This window comes from Kineococcus gurbantunggutensis, from assembly GCF_050871925.1.
Lineage (GTDB): Bacteria > Actinomycetota > Actinomycetes > Actinomycetales > Kineococcaceae > Kineococcus.
This window is the reverse complement of record NZ_JBJLSG010000007.1, coordinates 47,875-68,250: the sequence shown is the minus strand read 5'-3', so window position 1 is coordinate 68,250 and position 20,376 is coordinate 47,875. Positions and strand designations below refer to the sequence as shown.

At 76.5% G+C, this 20,376-nt stretch carries 17 protein-coding genes; 4 read left to right on the top strand and 13 right to left on the bottom strand.

Features of this window, described 5'->3' with window-relative positions:
- Nucleotides 1–126 precede the first annotated feature (126 nt).
- Both ACRYR7_RS02395 and ACRYR7_RS02390 read left to right on the top strand, forming a co-directional pair.
- Complete coding sequence (locus tag ACRYR7_RS02395) at nt 127–1,587, top strand: ABC transporter transmembrane domain-containing protein (protein ID WP_432570453.1); 1,461 nt, start codon at nt 127–129, stop codon at nt 1,585–1,587.
- Nucleotides 1,584–3,380 (top strand): ABC transporter ATP-binding protein, encoded by a 1,797-nt coding sequence (locus ACRYR7_RS02390; protein WP_432570452.1) that lies wholly within the window; start codon nt 1,584–1,586, stop codon nt 3,378–3,380. Before ACRYR7_RS02395 ends, ACRYR7_RS02390 begins: the two co-directional genes overlap by 4 nt.
- Before the next feature lie 111 nt (nt 3,381–3,491).
- Here ACRYR7_RS02390 and ACRYR7_RS02385 read toward each other — a convergent pair whose 3' ends face one another.
- From ACRYR7_RS02385 to ACRYR7_RS02345, 9 genes are all read right to left on the bottom strand, one after another.
- Nucleotides 3,492–4,175 carry a Rid family hydrolase gene (locus tag ACRYR7_RS02385; RefSeq protein WP_432570451.1) on the bottom strand — a complete coding sequence of 228 codons (684 nt, stop codon included), beginning with the start codon at nt 4,173–4,175 and terminating at the stop codon, nt 3,492–3,494.
- A 29-nt stretch (nt 4,176–4,204) separates the two neighbouring features.
- Nucleotides 4,205–5,815 (bottom strand): flavin monoamine oxidase family protein, encoded by a 1,611-nt coding sequence (locus ACRYR7_RS02380; protein WP_432570450.1) that lies wholly within the window; start codon nt 5,813–5,815, stop codon nt 4,205–4,207.
- Nucleotides 5,816–6,040: 225 nt separating this feature from the next.
- Nucleotides 6,041–7,006 (bottom strand): oxidoreductase, encoded by a 966-nt coding sequence (locus tag ACRYR7_RS02375; RefSeq protein WP_432570449.1) that lies wholly within the window; start codon nt 7,004–7,006, stop codon nt 6,041–6,043.
- Nucleotides 7,003–8,124, bottom strand: coding sequence for a GuaB3 family IMP dehydrogenase-related protein (locus ACRYR7_RS02370; protein WP_432570448.1), 1,122 nt, complete (start codon nt 8,122–8,124; stop codon nt 7,003–7,005). Before ACRYR7_RS02370 ends, ACRYR7_RS02375 begins: the two co-directional genes overlap by 4 nt.
- Before the next feature lie 79 nt (nt 8,125–8,203).
- Nucleotides 8,204–9,724, bottom strand: a complete 1,521-nt coding sequence (guaB, locus tag ACRYR7_RS02365; protein ID WP_432570447.1) for an IMP dehydrogenase — start codon at nt 9,722–9,724, stop codon at nt 8,204–8,206.
- A gap of 21 nt (nt 9,725–9,745) precedes the next feature.
- Nucleotides 9,746–11,383: a hypothetical protein gene (locus tag ACRYR7_RS02360; protein WP_432570446.1), complete on the bottom strand. Its 1,638-nt coding sequence runs from the start codon at nt 11,381–11,383 to the stop codon at nt 9,746–9,748.
- Nucleotides 11,380–12,216 carry an RNA polymerase sigma factor ShbA gene (gene shbA / locus ACRYR7_RS02355; RefSeq protein ID WP_432570445.1) on the bottom strand — a complete coding sequence of 279 codons (837 nt, stop codon included), beginning with the start codon at nt 12,214–12,216 and terminating at the stop codon, nt 11,380–11,382. The genes ACRYR7_RS02360 and shbA overlap by 4 nt, the downstream gene beginning before the upstream one ends.
- A 4-nt stretch (nt 12,217–12,220) precedes the next feature.
- Nucleotides 12,221–12,832 carry a response regulator gene (locus ACRYR7_RS02350; protein WP_432570444.1) on the bottom strand — a complete coding sequence of 204 codons (612 nt, stop codon included), beginning with the start codon at nt 12,830–12,832 and terminating at the stop codon, nt 12,221–12,223.
- Between the two features lie 233 nt (nt 12,833–13,065).
- A complete protein-coding gene (locus tag ACRYR7_RS02345; protein ID WP_432570443.1) occupies nt 13,066–14,091 on the bottom strand; it encodes a MerR family transcriptional regulator in 1,026 nt (341 codons plus the stop codon).
- A 390-nt stretch (nt 14,092–14,481) separates the two neighbouring features.
- Here ACRYR7_RS02345 and ACRYR7_RS02340 point away from each other — a divergent pair, with 390 nt between their 5' ends.
- A complete protein-coding gene (locus ACRYR7_RS02340; RefSeq protein WP_432570442.1) occupies nt 14,482–14,784 on the top strand; it encodes a WhiB family transcriptional regulator in 303 nt (100 codons plus the stop codon).
- A gap of 207 nt (nt 14,785–14,991) precedes the next feature.
- Here the strand turns inward: ACRYR7_RS02340 and groL are convergent, their stop codons facing one another.
- Together groL and groES are read right to left on the bottom strand one after the other, a co-directional pair.
- A complete protein-coding gene (gene groL, locus ACRYR7_RS02335) occupies nt 14,992–16,608 on the bottom strand; it encodes a chaperonin GroEL (RefSeq protein WP_432570441.1) in 1,617 nt (538 codons plus the stop codon).
- A gap of 92 nt (nt 16,609–16,700) precedes the next feature.
- Nucleotides 16,701–16,997: a co-chaperone GroES gene (gene groES, locus ACRYR7_RS02330; protein ID WP_432570440.1), complete on the bottom strand. Its 297-nt coding sequence runs from the start codon at nt 16,995–16,997 to the stop codon at nt 16,701–16,703.
- A 212-nt stretch (nt 16,998–17,209) separates the two neighbouring features.
- Between groES and ACRYR7_RS02325 the strand changes: the two genes are divergently transcribed.
- Nucleotides 17,210–18,391 carry a class I SAM-dependent methyltransferase gene (locus ACRYR7_RS02325; RefSeq protein ID WP_432570439.1) on the top strand — a complete coding sequence of 394 codons (1,182 nt, stop codon included), beginning with the start codon at nt 17,210–17,212 and terminating at the stop codon, nt 18,389–18,391.
- 18 nt (nt 18,392–18,409) lie between these two features.
- Here the strand turns inward: ACRYR7_RS02325 and rimI are convergent, their stop codons facing one another.
- The gene (rimI, locus tag ACRYR7_RS02320; protein ID WP_432570438.1) at nt 18,410–18,892 is read right to left on the bottom strand and encodes a ribosomal protein S18-alanine N-acetyltransferase; all 483 of its coding nucleotides are present in this window, start codon (nt 18,890–18,892) and stop codon (nt 18,410–18,412) included.
- Nucleotides 18,893–18,970: 78 nt separating this feature from the next.
- The gene (locus tag ACRYR7_RS02315; protein WP_432570437.1) at nt 18,971–20,359 is read right to left on the bottom strand and encodes an MFS transporter; all 1,389 of its coding nucleotides are present in this window, start codon (nt 20,357–20,359) and stop codon (nt 18,971–18,973) included.
- Nucleotides 20,360–20,376: the final 17 nt, after the last annotated feature.

Sequence of the window (20,376 nt, the reverse complement as noted above, 5' to 3'; positions counted from 1 at the left end):
TTCCTGTTGTCTTTCATCAGAGGTTTCGCGCGGGGGGGCCCCCCCCCCGCGCGCGCGGGCACCGGCGACACCGCCCGGCGGCGCCAGGGCTAGGGGCGGGCCACCACCTCTTCCGACGGCCCGCGCGTGGGCGACGCCTTCGACGTCACCCAGCGCTCGGTGGCCTCCGTGCTCGCCGTGGCCGTCGTGGCCGTCCTGGTCCTGCGCACCTCGCTGCCGCTGGGGCTGATCGTCCTGCTGGGCATCCCCGCGGTGCTGGCGGCGCTGCTGGTGCTGCTGCGCCCGCTGCAGGAGCGCCAGCGCCGCCAGCGCGAGCTGAGCGGCCAGCTCACCGCGCTGGGCACCGACACCGTGCGGGGCCTGCGGATCCTGCGCGGCGTGGGCGGCGAGGAGGTGTTCCTGGCCCGCTACCGCGACAAGAGCCAGCAGGTGCGCGCCGCGGGCGTGCGGGTGGCGGCGTGGGAGTCGGCGCTGGAGGCCCTGCAGGTCCTCGTGCCCGGCCTGCTCGTGGCCGCCCTGGTGTGGGCCGGCGCGCGCGCCACCGTGCGCGGCGAGATCAGCCCCGGCGAGCTCGTCGCCCTCTACGGCTACGCCGCGTTCCTCACCTCCCCGCTGCGGATGCTCGTGGAGACCGCCGACAAGTACGCGCGCGCCCTCGTGGCGGCCCGGCGGCTGGTGACGATGCTGGAGGTGCCGGCGCGGCTGGCCGACGCGCCCGCCGCCGAGCAGGAGCACCCGCCGGCCGGGGCGCTGGCCGAGGCGGCCTCCGGCGTGGTCGCCGCCCCCGGCGAGCTCACCGTCGTGGTCACCGACCCGCCGGAGCTGGCCGGGCCGCTGGGCCGGCGCCTGGCGCGCTTCGACGACGGCGACGACCCCGGCGGCGGCACCACCCTGGCCGGCGTGCCGCTGCGCCGGGTGCCCGTGGCCGAGGTGCGCCGGCGCGTCGTGCTCGCCGAGGACGACGCGCAGCTGTTCAGCGGGACCCTGCGCGAGCAGGTCGACCCGGAGGGCCGGCACGGCGACGCCGAGGTCCTGGAGGCGCTGCGGGTGGCCGACGCCACCGAGCTGCTCGACCTCGTCGACGGCGGCCTGCGCGGGGCCGTCGCCGAGCGCGGCCGCTCCCTGTCCGGCGGCCAGCGCCAGCGCCTGGCGCTGGCCCGGGTGCTGCTGCGCGACCCCGAGGTGCTCGTGCTGGTGGAACCCACCAGCGCCGTCGACGCGCACACCGAGGCCCGCATCGCCGAGCGGCTGCGGCGGGCGCGCGCCGGGCGCACCACGCTCGTCGCCAGCGCCAGCCCGCTGGTGCTGCCGCACGCCGACACCGTGCACTGGGCGCCCGGCGGGCGGGTCGTCGCCAGCGGCCGGCACGCCGAGCTGCTCGAGCGCGAGCCCGGCTACCGCCGCTTCGTCACCCGCGACGCGGCCGCGAGCACCGGCGACGCCGCCACCGGGACCGGCACCGGCACCGGCACCGGCGGCGCCGCGGCGCCCGCCGCCGCGGCCGACGTGCGCGAGGGCACCGGCGCGCTGACCGTGCGACCGCGCCGCCCCGTGCCCGCCCCCCTGCCCGGCGAGGAGACCCCGTGAGCACCACCGAGGGCGTGGAGCCCCTGCTCGAGGAACGCCCCACCCTGCCCGTCGCCGACCGCGCGCAGGTGCTGCGCGACGTGCGGCGCCTGGTGCGCCAGCACCGCCGCCCCGGCCTGGCGATGCTGGCGCTGCACGCCGGCGCCGCCCTGGTCGGGCTGGCCGGCCCGTGGCTGCTGGGCAGGCTCGTGGACCGGGTGGTGGCCGCCGCCCGCGGCGCCGACCCGGCCGCCGCGCTGGCCGACGTGGACCGCACGGTGGCGCTGCTCGTGGCCGCCGTCGTCGCCCAGGCCCTGCTGGCGCGGGTGGCGCGGTACCGCTCGCTGTCGCTGTCGGAGGAGGTGTTCGCGCAGCTGCGCGAGGAGTTCCTCGGCCGAGCCACCCGCCTGCCGCTGTCCGTGGTGGAGCAGGCCGGCACCGGTGACCTCGTCTCGCGCACCACCAACGACGTGGAGTCCCTCAGCTACACCGTGCGCTACGGCGCCCCGGCGATCCTCGTGGCCGCGGTCACCACCGCCTTCACCGTCGCTGCGGCGTTCCTCACCGGCCCGCTGGTGGCGCTGGCGGTCCTGGCCGGCCTGCCCGGCCTGCTGGTGGGCACCCGCTGGTACCTGCGCCGGGCGCCGCAGGGGTACGCCGCCGAGCGGGCCTGGTGGGGGCGCATCTCCACCACCCTGGGCGAGAACGTCGAGAACGTGCGCACCGTGGAGGCGCTGGGCCTGGCCGAGCACCGGGTGCGGCTGCTGGACCGCGTCATCGGCCAGACGGTCGAGCGCGAGCGGTACACGCTGCGGCTGCGCACGGCGTGGTTCCCCACCATCGAGATGTCGTACCTGCTGCCCGTGGTGGTGGCGCTGGTGTGGGGCGGGTTCCTCGTGCGCCACGACCTCGCCAGCGCCGGGCAGGTCGCCGCCGTCGTGCTGTACCTGCGCCAGCTCGTCGGCCCCGTCAACGAGCTGCTCATCTGGTGGGACGAGCTGCAGGTCGGGCAGGCCTCGTTCGCGCGCGTCGTGGGCCTGGCCTCCGTGCCGCCGGACCGCGCCGAGCTCGGCGAGCGACCCGTCTCCGACGACGTGCGCGCCGAGCGCGTGGGCTACGAGTACGCCCCCGGCCGGCCCGTGCTGCACGGGGTGTCGCTGTCGCTGGAGCCCGGTGAGCGCCTGGCCGTCGTCGGTCCCACCGGCGCCGGCAAGTCCACGCTGGGCCGGCTCATCGCCGGCATCGCCCCGCCCACCAGCGGGTCGGTGCGCGTGGGCGGCGCGGAGGTGACGGGCCTGCCGCTGGAGGAGATGCGCCGGCAGGTCGCGCTCGTCACCCAGGAGCGGCACGTGTTCAGCGCCTCGCTGCGCGACAACGTCGCCCTGCCCCTGCCGGAGGCCGACGACGGCGCCGTGGAGGCGGCGCTGGAGTCCGTGGACGCCCTGGGCTGGGCGCGCGCGCTGCCGCAGGGGCTGGCCACGCGGGTCGGTGAGAACGGGGTGGAGCTGTCGGCCTCGCAGGCGCAGCAGGTGGCGCTGGCCCGCCTGGTGCTGGCCGACCCGCACACCCTCGTGCTCGACGAGGCGACCTCGCTGCTGGACCCGAACACCGCCCGGCACACCGAGCGCTCCCTGGCGGGGGTGCTGGCCGGGCGCACCACCGTGGCCATCGCGCACCGGCTGCACACCGCCCACGACGCGGACCGCATCGCCGTCGTCGAGGGCGGGCGCATCACCGAGCTGGGCACCCACGAGGAGCTGGTGGACGCCGACGGGCCGTACGCGAGCCTGTGGCGCAGCTGGCACGGCGGCTGAGCGACCGGACGCGTCGAGCGGACGCGTCGGACGCGCCGGCCGGGCGCGGCGACGGCCGCGGCGCGGGCCCTGCGGGGTCCGTGCCGCGGCCGTCGCCGCGTGCGGGGCGGTTCAGCCCTTGCGGCGCTTCTCGAACGGCTGCTCCGGGTACAGCGCGTCCACCTCGATCTCCACCAGCCAGCCGGGCACCGGCAGCGAGGCGACCTCCAGCGCCGCGCGCGAGGGGCGCGCGACGTTCTCGACCAGCGGCGGCGCGGGCGCCGCGGTGCCCAGCGGCACGTCGACCGCCTCGCCGCTGAGCAGGTCGACGTTGGCGAAGTACTGCCGGTAGGCGCGGTTCCAGCCGGCGAAGTCGGCGACCTCGGTGCCGGCCTCGTTGGCGAGGAAGACCCGCATGGTGATGACGTCGTCGAAGCTCAGGCCCTGCGCGGCGAGGTTCTCGCCGATGGCGGCCAGGGCGTTCAGGCCCTGCGCCTCGGTGAGGGTGACGCCCTCGGGCAGCTCCCCGCCCAGGGCCTCGAGGTCCACGTACGCCTCCGGGGTGCCCGGGGCGGCGGCGGGGTTCGCCGCCGACGGGCCGATCCCGCTGGACTTGTAGATCGCGGTGGCCGGGCCGATCCCCACGCCGTTGGCGATGTTGGGGTTGGTGTTGCCGGCCGGCAGCGCCACGGTGACGGTCCCCGGCGCGGGGGTCCCGCCGCGGGTGGCGGCCACGCCGGCGCCGGCACCGAGGCCGACGAGCAGCAGGGCGCCGACGCCCACGGCCAGCGGCCGGCGGGTCAGGGGCTTCTTCACGGGTTCTTCTCTCCGCTCGGTGGGGGGTCTCAGCTGCTCATGACGCGCTGGTGCAGCGCGGTGACGGTGGCGCGCGCCGAGGTCATGGCGCCGTGCTGCCAGGCGATGGCGTGCGAGAGGTGGTCGCCGGCGAAGTAGACGTTGCCCTGCGGGGCCAGCAGGGTCGCGTACTCCGGCCCGGTCTGCGACCGCCAGCCCACCCAGCCGGCCTCGCTGAAGCGCGTCGCGCTCCAGGAGACGGTGAACGAGGAGGCGATGTCCTGCGCGTACGCGTCGCCGTGGATCCTCACGCCGTTCTGCACCGCGCGCTGGTGGCGCTGCGCGTGCGGCAGGGCCGCGTAGTCCAGCGCGTCCTGGCCGTAGTTGTAGTAGCCGACGACGACGCCGCGGTCGGTGTGGAAACCCGAGGACGGGTACCACACGTGCGCCAGGTCCAGGTCGGTGTTCGTGATGCCGCCGTAGATGCGCAGGTCGTCCTCCCACCAGCGGCGGGAGTACTCCAGGCCGATCTTGCCGGTGGGCGAGGGCCGGGCCGCCTGCAGCGCGGCGGTGACGCCGGGGCCGAGGTTGTGCGGGATCCGCGCGGCGATGTGCGGGGGGATCGTGTTGACGACGAAGTCGGCGCGGGCGGTGCGGGTGGCGCCGCGGGCGTCGACGTAGTCGACCTCGCCGCCGGCGGGGGTGGTGCGGATCCCGGTGACCTCCGCGCCGTAGCGGATCTTCGACGGGCCCACCGCGCGCTCCAGCGCGTACGCGATGCGGTCCATGCCGCCGACCGGCTGGAACATCATCACGGCCTGGTCCCAGCCGAACTCGAAGGTGAACTCGCGCCCGATGCCGCTGGCGACGACGTCGTGCAGCGCGGGGGCCGGGGAGATCGAGCCGGCCTGCAGGCCCGCGCCGGGTTCGACGTCGTAGCCGCGCCGGCCGCTGCCGCCCAGGTACAGGTCGGCGGCGGCGGGGTCGCCGGTGGAGTTGCCCAGGTCGCCGAAGTCGCGCAGGAACTCGATGAGCGCCTCCTTGTCGGAGGCGCTCAGCTCGTCGTCCAGCGCCCCGGCGTTGGTGGCCTTGGACAGCAGCTCGGAGACGTAGCCGTACACGTCGGCCTTGGCGGTGCGGTGCCTGACGGCGGTGTTCGAGATCGCCGTGTCGCCGGTGTAGTACAGCAGCGCGTCGGCGTTCTGGTTCACGAACGGCTCGATCGCCACACCCAGCTCGCGGCAGTAGTCCAGGGTGACGTGGTGCTGCGGGATGCGCGCGGGGCCGGCGTTCATGTACTGGCCCTCGGCGAAGCGCACGCGCTGCGTCTCGCCGTTCAGGTCGGTCTCGGTGTCGCCGCCGCGCACCGTCCAGTTGCGCCCGCCGGGGCGCTGGCGCCCCTCCAGCAGGGTGACCCGGTACCCGGCCTTGCCCAGCTCGTACGCCGTGGTCAGGCCGGCGATGCCCGCGCCGAGCACCAGGACGGTGCGGCGCGAGCGGCCGGTGAGGGTGAAGTCGGACGCGCGCGGCGGGGTGAAGGCGGCGTTCTCGGCGGCCGACGCCGCCGGGGCCAGGCCGAGGGCGCCCATGGCGCCGAACATGGCGCCGGCGCCGCCGGTGGCGCCGACACCACGGAGGAAGTTCCTGCGGGAAACGGGCACGGTTCTCCTCGAGAGAAGCACAAGGGGGTCACCCGCGGTGAGGGGGGACGCCTTGAACCCTGGCCGTGCAGTGTTTCGCGCAGATCACGCGATCATGAAGTCTGTGTTGCCCCTGTGACGTTCGGTGGCGGGGTGCGCCGTCGCGCCCCGCCACCGCCGACACCGACACCGCCGACACCGACACCGCCGACACCGCCGACGCGGCCGGCACCGCCGACGCGGTCCTCAGCGGGCGGTGAGCTCCTCGAAACCCACGCCGGTCCACTCCGCCGAGCGCGCCCACAGCCACGCCGCGTCGGAGGTGTCGTACGCCGCCGCCGAGGCCCGCTCCAGCACCGGGAAGCCCTTCCAGCCGCCGACGCCGTCCGGGCCGAAGTACTCCCCGCCCGTGGCGTCCGGGTCGCCCGCCGCGCGCAGCAGCGGCCACGCCCCCTGCGCCGGCGGGTGCCCCACCAGGCGGCCCAGCGCCCGGCCCAGCGCCCCGCCGACGGGGACCTCCGGCGCCAGCGGCGTCGCCTTCCACAGGTTCGTGTCCGACAGCCCCGGGTGCGCGACCGTCGAGACCAGCGGCGCCCCGGCCGCGGCGGCGCGCCGCTGCAGCTCCAGCCCGAACAGCAGGTTCGACAGCTTGGACTGCCCGTAGGCGTGCCAGCGCCGGTAGGAGCGCTCGCTGAGGTAGCCCTCCCGGTCCAGCGGCCCGAAGCGGTGCGCCACGCTCGCCACGCTCACCACGCGCGCGCCGCCGCCGGCCAGCAGCAGCGGCAGCAGCAGCCCCGTCAGCGCGAAGTGCCCCAGGTGGTTCGTGCCCACCTGCAGCTCGAACCCGTCCGCGGTGCGCCCGAACGGCGGCGCCATCACCCCGGCGTTGTTCACCAGCACGTCCACGCTCGCGCGCCGCTGCGCGACCTCCTCGGCCGCGCGCCGCACGCTGGACAGGTCCGCCACGTCCAGCGCCAGCACCTCCGCGGAGGCCTTCACGCCCGAGTCCGCGACCTCCGCGCGCAGCCGCTCCAGCGCCGCCGCGCCGCGCCCGGCGTCCCGGCAGGCCAGCAGCACGTCCGCGCCGCGGCGGGCGAGCTCGGTGGCCACGTGGAACCCCAGCCCCGAGTTCGCCCCCGTCACCAGGACGGTGCGCCCGTCCTGCGGGCCCAGCGCGTCGGGCGTCCAGGAGAGCACCGGGCGCCCGCTCACGCCGGCTGGTACGGGGAGACGACGACCTCGACGCGCTGGAACTCCTTCAGGTCGGAGTAGCCCGTCGTGGCCATCGAGCGGCGCAGCGCACCGACGAGGTTCGTGGTGCCGTCGGCCACCCGGCCCGGCCCCTCGAGGATCTCCGCCAGCGGCGCGACCGTGCCCACGTGCACGCGCTCCCCGCGCGGCAGCACCGCGTGGTGCGCCTCCGGGCCCCAGTGCCAGCCGCGGCCCGGGGCCTCCGTGGCGCGCGCCAGCGCCGCGCCGAGCATCACCGCGTCCGCCCCGCACGCCACCGCCTTGACGATGTCGCCGGAGGTGCCCACGCCGCCGTCGGCGATGACGTGCACGTAGCGGCCGCCGGACTCGTCCATGTAGTCGCGCCGCGCCGCCGCGACGTCCGCGACCGCGCTGGCCATCGGGGCGTGGATGCCCAGGGTGCGGCGGGTGGTGTTCGCCGCGCCGCCGCCGAAGCCGACGAGCACGCCGGCCGCGCCGGTGCGCATCAGGTGCAGCGAGGCGGTGTAGGTGGCGGCGCCGCCCACCACGACCGGCACGTCCAGCTCGTAGATGAAGCGCTTGAGGTTCAGCGGCTCGCTGCGGCCGGAGACGTGCTCGGCGGAGACGGTGGTGCCGCGGATGACGAACAGGTCCACGCCGGCGTCGACGACGACCTTCCAGAACTCCTGGGTGCGCTGCGGGGACAGGGCCCCGGCCACCGTCACCCCGGAGCGGCGCACCTCCGCCAGGCGGGCGGTGATGAGCTCGGGCTTGACCGGCTCGGCGTAGATCTCCTGCATGCGCCGGATCGCCACCGCCGGGTCCAGCGCGGCGATCTCCGCCAGCAGCGGCTCGGGGTCCTCGTACCGGGTCCACAGGCCCTCGAGGTCCAGCACGCCCAGGCCGCCGAGCCGCCCGATCGCCACCGCCGTGGCCGGCGAGACCACCGAGTCCATCGGCGCGCTCAGCACCGGGATGTCGAAGTGGTACGCGTCGATCTGCCAGGCCGTCGAGACGTCCTCGGGGTCGCGCGTGCGGCGGCTGGGGACGATCGCCACGTCGTCGAAGCTGTAGGCGCGACGCCCCCGCTTGCCGCGGCCGATCTCGATCTCGTACACCCCCACAGGCTACCGGCTGCGCGGCGCCCGCCCCCCACCCCGCGGCGGGGGCGGGCGCCGCACCGTCGGCGGCCGCCCGTCAGCGGCCGCGGCTGTAGTTGGGCGCCTCGACCGTCATCTGGATGTCGTGCGGGTGGCTCTCGCGCAGGCCCGCCGGGGTGATCCGGACGAACCGGCCCACCCGCTGCAGCTCCGGCACCGTGCGGGCGCCGGCGTAGAACATCGACTGGCGCAGCCCGCCCACGAGCTGGTGCGCCACCGCGGCCAGCGGGCCGCGGTAGGGCACCTGGCCCTCCACGCCCTCGGGCACGAAGCGGTCGTCGGAGGCGACGTCGTTCTGGAAGTAGCGGTCCTTGGAGAAGGAGCGCGCGCCCTGGCGGGTCTGCTGCGCGCCCAGCGAGCCCATGCCGCGGTAGCTCTTGAACTGCTTGCCGTTGATGAAGACCAGGTCCCCGGGGCTCTCCTCGCACCCGGCGAGCAGCGAGCCGAGCATCACCGTGTCCGCGCCGGCCACCAGCGCCTTGGCGATGTCGCCGGAGTACGCCAGGCCGCCGTCGCCGATGACCGGCACGCCCGCCGGGCGGGCCGCCTTCGACGCCTCGTGGATGGCCGTCACCTGCGGCACCCCCACGCCGGAGACGACGCGCGTGGTGCAGATCGAGCCCGGGCCCACGCCCACCTTGATGCCGTCCACGCCGGCGTCCACCAGGGCCTGCGCGGCGGCGCGGGTCGCCACGTTGCCGCCGACGACGTCCACGTGCGCGACCGCGCTGTCGCCCTTGAGGCGGGAGATCATCTCCAGCACCGCGCGCGAGTGCCCGTGCGCCATGTCCACGACGAGCACGTCCACGCCCGCGTCCACGAGCTGCATGGCGCGCTTCCACGCGTCCTCGAAGATGCCGATCGCCGCGGCCACCCGCAGCCGGCCGTCCCCGTCCTTCGTCGCCAGCGGGTACTGCTCGCTCTTGACGTAGTCCTTCACCGTGATCAGGCCGGTGAGGCGGTCGCGCCCGTCGACGATGGGCAGCTTCTCGATCTTGTGCTTGCGCAGGAGCTGCTCGGCGTCCTCGGCGCTGATGCCCACCGGGGCCGTCACCAGCGGCATCGGGGTCATGACCTCGTGCACCGGGCGGCTGAAGTCCGTCTCGAACCGCAGGTCGCGGTTGGTGACGATGCCCAGCAGGGTGCCCTCCGCGTCGACCACCGGGACGCCGGAGATGCGGTAGCGCCCGCACAGCTCGTCGACGTCCGCGAGGGTGGCGTCCGGCGTGGTGGTCACCGGCCGCGTGACCATGCCCGACTCCGAGCGCTTGACGATGTCGACCTGGTTGGCCTGCTCGTCGGCGGAGAGGTTGCGGTGCAGCACGCCCAGGCCGCCCTGGCGGGCCATCGCGATCGCCATCCGGGACTCGGTCACGGTGTCCATCGCCGAGCTGAGCAGCGGCACCCGCAGCGAGACCCGCTTGGAGACGCGGCTGGAGGTGTCCGCCTCGGAGGGGATCACGTCCGACTCGCCGGGCAGCAGCAGGACGTCGTCGTAGGTCAGGCCCACGAACCCGAACGGGTCGTGGTCGTCGGGGGCGGGGGTGTGCGCGGTCACCCTCACGATGCTACGTCGCCCTCAGCCCCGCCCGGACGGCTCGACGACGGGCTCGGCGGGCGGGCCGGCGGGCGGCTCGGCGGTGCCGCCCGCCGTCGGCCCGTCCTGCCCGCCCGCGGGCGGGCCGGGCTCCGGCGAGGGCGACGGCGAGGGGCCGGCCGTCGGGGACGGGTCCCCGGGGACCGGCTCGGTGGCCTGGGGCGGTCCCGTGGGCGCACCGGGCGGCGGGGCGCTCGGCCCCGTCGCCGTCGGGCCCGGCGCCGGGTCCGTCGCGGTCGGGCTCGGCGCCGGGTCGGTCCCGGTCGGGCTCGGCGCCGGGCTCGACGTCGGGCTCGGCGTCGGGCCGGGCGAGGGGTCCGCCGGCGTGGACGGGCTCGGCACCGGGTCCCCCGGCGTCGACGGGCTCGGCGACGGGTCGCCCGGCGCGGGGGTCGTCCCCGGGTCCGGCGGGATCGAGGGGCCGGACGGGCCCGGCGAGGGGGTCGCGGGGTCCGACGGCTGCGGCGTCGCGGGCGGGGGCGCCACCACCGGCGGCACCGGCGTGGACGAGCCGCCGGACCCGCCGGACCCGCCCGCTCCCCCGGACCCGCCGGACCCGCCCGCTCCCCCGGACCCACCGCGCACCGGCGCGGGCGGCGTGGTGGAGGGCGTGGCGGACGGGGTCGTGGAGGGCGTCGTGGACGGGGTCGTCGAGGGCGTCGTCGACGGCGCGCCGGGCACCGCGGTGGGCGTGGGCGCGGGTGCGGCGGTCGGGGCACCGGTGGGCACCGCGGTGGCGCCCGGCGCGGGGCGCGCGGGCGTCGCGGCGTCCCCGGCCTGCACGTCCCCGGTCCGCGTGCCGCCGTCCGCGGGGAGCGGGGGCGGGGTGGGCACCATCGGCGCCACCCAGCGCGCGGGGGCCTCCGCGGGCTGGGCGGTGGCGGCCACCAGGGCGGGCAGCGTGCCGGGCGGCGGCACCCGCACCGTCGAGGCGACGACGCCGGAGCCGGCCTCCTGCTCGAACTGGCCCAGGACGGACTCCACGCGCTCCACCAGCGGCGAGCGGCCGCCGGAGCGGCGCAGGTCGGTGAGGACCCTGCTCACGCGCTGCACGGCCTCGACGTGCTTGCCGGACTGAGCGTCGGCGCGGGCGCGCTCCAGCTCGCGGTCCACGCGCTGCTTGACGGTGCCGCCGAGGACCTCCATCACCTCGTCCGGGAACCAGCCGGGCAGCACGGAGGTGACCGGGCTGCCCACGGCGGGCGTCGCGGGGTCGGCGGGGCGCCCGCCGGTGGCCGCGGCCGCGGCCGTGCCGCCCAGCAGGGCCAGCACGGCGGCGCCGGCCACGGCACCGCGCCCCAGGCGCTCCAGGGTGCGCCGGCGCGCCAGCAGCACGCGCGGGGCGGGGCCGGCCGCGGCGGCCGGCTCCTGCCCGGTGCCGCCCTCGGCGGGGCCGGGCAGCTCCACGGCGGGCACGCCGGCCGTCTCGGGGTCGGCGTGCAGGGCGTAGGCGTCCAGCAGGCGCGCCACGGCGTCGCTCAGGTCGCCCGGCGTGGCGCGGTGCGAGCCCAGGCGGTCCAGCAGGGCGTCGGTGGCCAGCAGCTCGGGCACCGTGGGCAGCACCTCGCGCTCGCCGCGCAGGTGCCCGCGGTCGCCCGGCGTGCGGTCGGCCGGGCTCACGACGTCACCCGCAGCGAGGCGTCGGCGGCGGCGGTCTTGCGCAGCTTCTGCATGGCGCGGTGCTGGGCGACGCGCACGGCGCCGGCGGTCATGTCCAGCGCGCGGCCGGTCTCCTCCGCGGACATCCCCGCCCCCACGCGCAGCGTGAGGATCTCCCGCAGCTTCGGCGGCAGGGTGTCCAGCAGGCGGCCGACGGTCTCGGCGTCGAAGGCGTCCAGCGCCAGCTGCTCCGGGCCGGGCTCGGCGGTGGCCGCGTCCGGGACCTCGTCGGTGGGCACGGGGGCCCGGTAGGCAGCCCGCTGCGCGTCGGCGACCTTGTTGGCCGCGATGCGGTACACGAACGCCTCGAACGGGCGCCCGGTGTCCTTGTAGCGGGGCAGGGCCGTCAGCACGGCGATGCAGACCTCCTGTGCCGCGTCCTCGGCGGCGTGATCAGCTCCGGGCATCCGCCCGAGCTTGGCCCGGCAGTAGCGGTGGACCAGGCGGCGAACCGCTGCCAGGAGGTCGGCGACCGCGCCCTGCTCCCCCGTCAGGGCGCGGGCCGCCAGTTCCTGGAGCCCCCCGGCATCCACCCTGCTCATCGGCGCCGGCGGGTGCCGCGTTACACCCGCCGCCCCGACGCCGTCCAGGTCCCCTTCGCGGGGGCCGTGCGGGTCGAGCGCGTCCCCGGTGGCGTCCGGGTCGGCGCCGTCGTGGTCCAGGACCGCCGGGGACGCGCCGGTGCGCACCTCGACGGCGTCGGGGGCGACGTCCACGGGGGCAGCACCGAGGTCGGCGCGCCGTGCGGCGTCCGCCCCGGCCGGTCCACCGGCCTCGTCGCCCCCAGGGCCCACGCTCCTACCGTACGAGACCCCAGCGGAATCCCACAGCCACCGCCTGCGCGCGGTCCGCGGCCTCGAGCTTGCGGAACAGCCGGCGGGCGTGCGTCTTGACGGTGTCCTCGGACAGGAACAGCTCGCGGCCGATCTCGGCGTTGCTGCGCCCGCGGCTCATGCCGACCAGGACCTGCTGCTCGCGCTCGGTGAGCACCGGCGCGCGGCCGGAGAGCACCGTGCGGGCGCGGCCGCCGCCGCGGCGGCGGGAGACGTCCTGCAGCGCCTGCAGCACCGCGGTGGCCAGCTCCTCGCGGGAGACGTCCTTGACGACGTAGCCGCGCGCGCCGGAGGCGACCGCGCGGGCGACGCCGTCGCCGTCCTCGGCCATCGTGGCCATCAGGACGTTCGCCTCGGGGTGCCGGGCCAGCAGGCGGCGGGCCGCCTCCACGCCGCCGATGCCGGGCATGCGCACGTCCATGATGACGAGCGAGGGCCGCTCGACGGGCCAGCGGGTGAGCGCCTCCTCGCCGGAGGCCGCACCCACGACGCGCGTGACGCCGGGGACGGCGGCCACCATGCGGCGCATCGCCTCGCGAGCCAGCGGGAGGTCGTCGCAGACCAGAACCGTAGCCACCACTTACCTCTTCCCTGTACGGGTGGAGCGCACCCGTCCGTGGGAGCGCCGCGACGCGCGTCGGGCGCGCCACGCTGAGGTCATCGGCACGCCGGGGCACCCACCTGAGCGTCCGATAACGGGTGGAGCGCTCCGGTGTCAAGCGGGTCCGCCGGAACGGGGGCGGCAGAAGGGGCCGGGCCGGTGTCCGGGCCGGTGTCCGGGCCGGCGCGCGGGTGCCGGGCGGGCCGTCCTCAGGCGTGCACGGCGGCGGCGCACCGGCGCACCGCGTCGGCCAGGGACGCGGCGCGCTCGCAGCCCTCGACGGCGGCCGGCCAGCCGGGCCCGCTGAGCACGAGCAGGGGCGCGGGCCGCACGGCGAGCAGCGCGGCCAGCGCGGCCACCTGGGCCGGGGAGCGCTCGGCGCGCGCGTGCAGCAGCACCGCAGGGGGCCGCGCGCGGCGCACGGCCGCGGCCAGCATCCGCACCGGCACCCCGTCGCCCACCGCGCGGGCGCCGGCGCCGGCCTCGGCCAGCGCCGCGGCGGCAGCCACCAGGACCGGCCCGCGGGGGGCGGGGTCGAGGCCGGCGAGCACGACGGAGCGCTCGTCGTCGCGGGTGGGCAGCAGCGCCAGGGCGCGGGCGACGGCCTCGTGCAGGGCGGCGTCGTCGGTGGTCAGGGCCGGGCCCAGGACCGCGTCCCAGGCGGCGGCGGCGCCGCGGGCGCGCACCTCCTCGGCGAAGCGGTCGGCCAGGCTCTGCACGGCCCAGTCCTGCAGCTCGTCCAGCCCGCGCGGGGCGGCGGGCTCGTCGTCGTCGGCCTCGTCCGCCTCGTCGTCGGCCTGCTCGGCCGCCTCGGCCGCGGCGGTGCCCCCGCCGGCGGGGGCGACCGGGCCCGCGTCCGCGGCCAGACCGGCGCGCGGGTCGGCGGCCGGTCCCCCGGCGCGGCCGGGGGCGGCCTGCTCGGGGCCGGCGACGGCGGCGGCGTCGGCGGCGGCGGCCTCGACGACGGCGGCGGGGATGGTGGAGACGCTGGCCAGCGCGAAGCCGCCGTCGGCCACGGCGGTGGTGGCGGCGAGGGCTGCGGCCTCGGCGGGCGCCACGCCCTCCAGGGTCAGGCGGCGCATGACGACGAGGCGGGCCAGGTCCGTGGAGGAGTAGCGGCGGTGGGCCCCGGCGGTGTGCTCGGAGGGACCCAGGCCGTAGCGGCGGTCCCAGGTGCGCAGCGTGGCCGGCGCCACGCCGAGCCGGCGCGCCACCGCCGCGACGGTCAGCGTCATCCGCGGGGCCGACGGGGCTCCTTGGGGCGGCGAGGACACGCACCGATCTTCCCGCGCCCCGGACGGGCGCGCCACTCACCGCGCCGAGCGGTGCTCCACCCGGGCGACCGGACCGCGCCACCGGGTTGTTCAGCGTTGTTCACCGCAGGTCAGCAACGGTGCGGGCCGGTGAGCGAAAGTTGTTCACAGGGTTGTCCACCGGTGGTGCACGACGGGCGCGCACGCAGCGCGACGATCGATCGCCGTGTGGTGCAGGTCACACGGCTCACTTCTGAACAACCTGCCCCCAGGGCCTTGAACAACTTCTGACGCGGTTGTAGCGTCCTACCTCGTCAGCAAGATCCACCGCCCCGGCGGTCCCCCCGCACCACGCACCTCAAGGAGCGCACCATGGCCGAGATCTCCCGCCTCCCCGGACCCGTCGCCGACATCTGGGAGTGGCAGCTCATCGGTGCCTGCCGCGAGGCCGACCCGGACCTGTTCTTCCACCCCGAGGGCGAGCGCGGCCCGGCCCGCCGCAACCGCGACGCCGCCGCCCAGGCCGTGTGCGCCGGCTGCCCCGTGATCGAGCAGTGCCGCAAGCACGCCCTGAAGGTGCGCGAGCCCTACGGCGTCTGGGGCGGCCTGACCGAGGACGACCGCGAGACCATCTACGCCGCCGAGCGCCGCCGCACCCTGCGCATCGCCAGCTGACGCCGCCCGGCGGGCGGGGGCCCGCCGGCGTCGCACGGCGCCACCGCGCACGGGACGGTGCGGTGCGCGGGACGCCACGACGAGCAGCACGGCACGACCAGCACGACTCAGCAGCACGACGCAGCAGCACCGGCGGCACCGCCGCCGGGACGACGGAAGGCCCGGCCCCCTCGGGGGGACCGGGCCTTCGTCGTGCTGCGGGAGGGGTCAGTGGCCGTGGCCGTGACCGTGGCCGGCGGCCGCCGGCTCCTCCTCCTTCTTGTCCACCACGAGGGTGTCGGTGGTCAGGACCATCGACGCGATCGAGGCGGCGTTGCGCAGCGCCGAGCGGGTCACCTTCACCGGGTCGATGACGCCGGTGGCCAGCAGGTCCACGTACTCGCCGGTGGCGGCGTTCAGCCCGTGGCCCGGCTCGAGGTCGCGGACCTTCTCGACCACGACGTAGCCCTCGTGGCCGGCGTTCTCCGCGATCCAGCGCAGCGGCTCGGTGGCGGCGCGGTGCACCAGCTTCACGCCGGTCGCCTCGTCGCCCTCGAGGCCCAGGCCGCCCTCGAGCACCCGCACCGCGTGGGTCAGGGCGCTGCCGCCGCCGGCGACGATGCCCTCCTCGATCGCGGCGCGCGTCGCGGAGACGGCGTCCTCGATGCGGTGCTTCTTCTCCTTGAGCTCGACCTCGGTGTGCGCGCCGACCTTGATGACGACGACGCCGCCGGCGAGCTTGGCCAGGCGCTCCTGGAGCTTCTCGCGGTCCCAGTCGGAGTCCGTGCGCTCGATCTCGGCCTTGATCTGGGCCACGCGGCCCGCGACCTCGTCGGAGTCGCCCGCGCCCTCGACGATCGTGGTGTCGTCCTTGGTGACGACGATGCGCCGGGCGGTGCCCAGGACGTCCAGGCCGACCTGGTCGAGCTTGAGGCCGACCTCCTCGGCGACGACCTGGCCGCCGGTGAGGGTGGCGATGTCGCCCAGGATCGCCTTGCGGCGGTCGCCGAAGCCGGGGGCCTTGACGGCCACGGCGTTGAAGGTGCCGCGGATCTTGTTGACGACCAGCGTGGACAGCGCCTCGCCGTCGACGTCCTCGGCGATGATCAGCAGCGGCTTGGAGGCCTGCAGGACCTTCTCCAGCAGCGGCAGCAGCTCGGTGACCGTGGAGATCTTGCCCTGGTGCACGAGGACGTACGCGTCCTCCAGCACCGCCTCCTGGCGCTCGGCGTCGGTGACGAAGTAGGGCGAGATGTAGCCCTTGTCGAACTGCATGCCCTCGGTGAAGTCCAGCTCCAGCGCGGTCGTGGAGGACTCCTCGACCGTGATGACGCCGTCCTTGCCGACCTTGTCGAAGGCCTCGGCGAGCAGGTCGCCGACGGTCGCGTCCTGCGCGGAGATGGTGGCGACGTGGGCGATGTCGCCCTTGCCGTCGACGTCGCGGGCGAGCTTGAGCAGCTCGTCGCTCACCGCGTCGACGGCCGCGTCGATGCCGCGCTTGAGGGCGGACGGCGCCGCGCCGGCGGCGACGTTGCGCAGGCCCTCGTGGACCATCGCCTGCGCCAGGACGGTCGCGGTGGTGGTGCCGTCACCGGCGACGTCGTTGGTCTTGGTGGCGACCTCCTTGGCGAGCTGGGCGCCGAGGTTCTCGTACGGGTCCTCGAGCTCGACCTCGCGGGCGATGGTGACGCCGTCGTTCGTGATCGTCGGCGCACCCCACTTCTTGTCGATGACGACGTTGCGCCCCTTGGGGCCCAGGGTCACCTTGACGGCGTTGGCGAGGGCGTCGACACCGCGCTCCAGGGAGCGGCGGGCGTCCTCGTTGAACGAGAGCTGCTTGGCCATGCGCTTCTTCCTTCCAGATCCTCGTGCGGCAACGGCAGACGCCCCGGGCACCCGGTGACTCGGGCGCCCGGGGCGTCGTGACCTGCTGCGGCTTACTTGGAGACCTTGGCGAGCACGTCGCGCGCCGAGAGGATCAGCAGCTCGTCGCCGCCGTACTTGACCTCGGTGCCGCCGTACTTGGAGTAGATGACCTTGTCGCCGACGGTGACGTCGACGGGCACGCGGTTGCCGTTGTCGTCCACGCGGCCCGGACCCACGGCCAGGACCTCGCCCTCCTGGGGCTTCTCCTTGGCGGTGTCCGGGATGACCAGACCGGAAGCGGTCGTCTGCTCCGCGTCGAGCGGCTTGACGACGATGCGGTCCTCGAGCGGAGTGATGGAGACCGACACTGGGCGGCCCTCCCCTTCTGCGTACTCGGTGCGGATCTGGCGTACTGGTGGGTCGGGTGCGAGGCGGGCGCGCGACCGTCGTCGCGGGTGCCGGGCGGCGCCGCCTCGCTGCTGGCACTCCCGGTCAGGGAGTGCCACCGACGCTGGGAGAGAAGTTAGCACTCCCGCCCACCGAGTGCCAGGGACGGTCCCCGCCTGGCACAGTCGGGCGGGTGGACCCCGCCGACGTCGCCGCGCTCACCTCCCCCGCCGGGCGCGCCCTGCTGGACCTGGTCGCCGCCGCCGGCCCCGCGGACCCCCTGGCGCTGGGCCAGCGGCTGCGCCGCGAGGGCCACGAGCCCGCCCTGGTGGCCCTGGCCATGACCCAGGCGCGCCTGCGCGAGCGCGCCGCCGCCAAGCTCGGCCCGCGCGCGCACGGGCTGCTGCTGACCGCCGCCGGGGTGGAGCAGGCCACCCGCGCCGTCGTGGCCGCCGAGCACGCGCGCCGCTTCGCCCAGGCGGGGGTGCGCCGCGTGGCCGACCTCGGCTGCGGGATCGGCGCCGACTCCCTCGCCTTCGCCGACGCGGGCCTGGGCGTGCTGGCCGTCGACGCCGACCCCGGCACCGCCGCGGTGGCCGCCGCCAACCTGGCCGGGCGCGCCGAGGTGCGCTGCGCCGACGTCACCGCCGGCGTCACCGGCGAGCTCGGGCCCGGCGACGGCGCCTGGTTCGACCCGGCCCGGCGCACCGCGGGCGGGCGGCGCCTGTTCGACCCCGAGGCCACCTCCCCGCCGCTGTCCTTCGTGCTGGCCACCGCCGCCGCCGTGCCGGCCACCGGCGCCAAGCTCGCCCCGGGCCTGCCGCACGAGCTGGTGCCCGCCGGCGCCGAGGCGCGGTGGACGTCCGTGGACGGCGACGTGGTCGAGTCCGCGCTGTGGTGCGGGCCGCTGGCCCGGCCGGGCGTGGCCCGCAGCGCCCTGGTGGTGCGCGGCGGCGAGCGCTTCGAGCTCGACGACGCCGACAACCCCGTGCCGGACGTCGGCGCGGTCGGCTCGCACCTGCACGAGCCCGACGGCGCCGTCATCCGCGCCGGCCTCGTCGGCGCCGCCGCCCGGCTGCTCGGCGGGCGCCTGGTGGACGAGTCCATCGCCTACGTCACCACCGACGGCCCGGCGGCCTCGCCGTTCGCGCGCTCCTACGCCGTGCTGGACGTGCTGCCGTTCGGGCTCAAGGCGCTGCGGCGCCACCTGCGCGAGCGCGACGTGGGGCCGCTGACGGTGAAGAAGCGCGGCACCGCCGTCGACCCGGACGTGCTGCGCCGCCAGCTCGCCCTGAAGGGCTCGGTGCCGGCCACCGTGGTGCTGACGCGGGTGGCCGGCCGGCAGTCGGTGCTCGTGGTGGAGCCGGTGGCCTGAGCGCTCGCGCGCCGGGGCTCACAGCCGCGCGCGCAGCACCAGCGCGTCGATGCCGCCGGGCTCGTAGTAGCGCGCCCGGCGGGCGATCTGCTCGAAGCCCTCCGAGCGGTACAGCGCCTGCGCCGGCTCGTTGTCGGCGCGCACCTCCAGCAGCACGTGCGTGGCGCCGCCGGCGCGGGCGGCCCCCAGCAGCGCGCGCAGCAGCCGCCGGCCCAGCCCGCGGCCCTGCGCCGCGCGCGCCACGCCGAGGGTCTGCACGTCGGCGTCGGCGCCGGCCACGGCCAGGCCGCCGTAGCCGAGCACCTCCCCGCCCTCCAGCGCGACCAGGTACGTGCGCCCCGGCGCGGCCAGCTCGCCCCAGAACGTCTCGGGCGACCACGCGGTCGGCCCGAACAGGTCGGCCTCCAGGCGGTGCACGTCCGCCAGGTGCCACCACCGCGCCGGGGCGAGCACGACCCCGCCGGCGCCCGTGCCCGTCGCGGTCCCCGGTGCGCAGCTCACCGGGGCGACGCTACCCGCCGGCCGCCGGGCCCACCGCCGGGCTCGGCGGGTGGCCCGGCGGCCGGCGCGGCGGGTGGCTCAGCGGGTGGTGCTGCGCTCGTCCGCGGCGCGCACGTCGAGCAGGGTGTTCGCCCGGATCGTGAACCGCTTGGTGCCCCACATCATCGCCGCGGCCAGGAAGGGCAGGACGCCCAGCGCGTACAGGCCCGCGTCGTCGGAGCCGAACGCCTCGGCGATGTTCGCCCGCAGGATCGGGGCGACGAACCCGCCGAGGTTGCCCAGGGAGTTGATGAGCCCGATGCCGGCCGCGGCGGCGGTGCCGGCCAGGAACGCCGTCGGGAACGACCAGCAGATGGGACCGGTGGACAGGAACGAGCACACCGCCAGGGTGATGAAGACGATGCCCAGCACCGGGCGCCCGGTCGAGCCCGCCCACGCGGAGCCGAAGATGCACAGCCCCGTGGTGGTGAAGAACAGCGTGCCCAGCAGCCGGCGGCGGTGCACCGTGTTCGCGACCCGGCCGACGAAGTAGCAGGCGAAGAGGCCGAAGAACCACGGGATCGCGGCCAGCAGGCCCACCTCCCAGCCGACGTCGCGCCCGACCAGGCGGGAGACCTGCTGCGGCAGGTAGAACGTCACCCCGTACACGGCGATCTGCAGGCAGAAGTAGATGACGGTGAAGTACCAGACCTTGCCGTGGCGCATCGCCGCCGCCACGCCGCGCGGGCCGTCCTCGTCCTTGACGGCGTTCTCGTCGGCCATCACCTCCCGCAGGGCCCGCTTCTGCCCCTCGTCGAGGAACTTCGCCTCCTGCGGGGAGTTGGTGAGCAGGAAGAACGCCGCGACACCGGCCACGACCGCCAGCCCGCCCTCGACGGCGAACATCAGCTGCCAGCCGGCGACCCCGTCGATGCGGTCGCCGATCGAGATCAGCGCGCCCGACAGCGGGGCGCCGATCATCTGCGAGAACGGCTGCGCCAGGTAGAACACGGCGAACATCTGCACGCGCACCCGGTTGGGGAACCACTCCGCCAGGAACATGATGACGCCGGGGAACAGCCCGGCCTCGGTGACCCCGAGCAGGAAGCGCAGGACGATGAACGAGGTCTCGCCCTGCACGAACGCGAAGGCCGCCGAGACCAGCCCCCACGTGATGGCGATGCGGGCCAGCCACGCCTTGGCGCCGAAGCGCTGCAGCGCCAGGTTGCTGGGGATCTCGAAGAGGGCGTACCCGACGAAGAAGACGCCGGCGCCGAAGGCGTACGCGGCGGCGCTGATGCCGCGGTCGACCTCGAGCCCCTCCTCGGCGAAGCCGACGTTCGTGCGGTCCAGGAAGGCGACGACGTACAGGACGACCAGCATCGGCATGAGCCGGCGGGAGGCCCGCGAGACGGCGGAGCGCAGCTCCGGTGAGGCCAGGCGCTCGTGCGCCGAGGAGGACGAGGGTTGGGGCGACGTCGGTGTCATGACCGCTCCACGGTGAG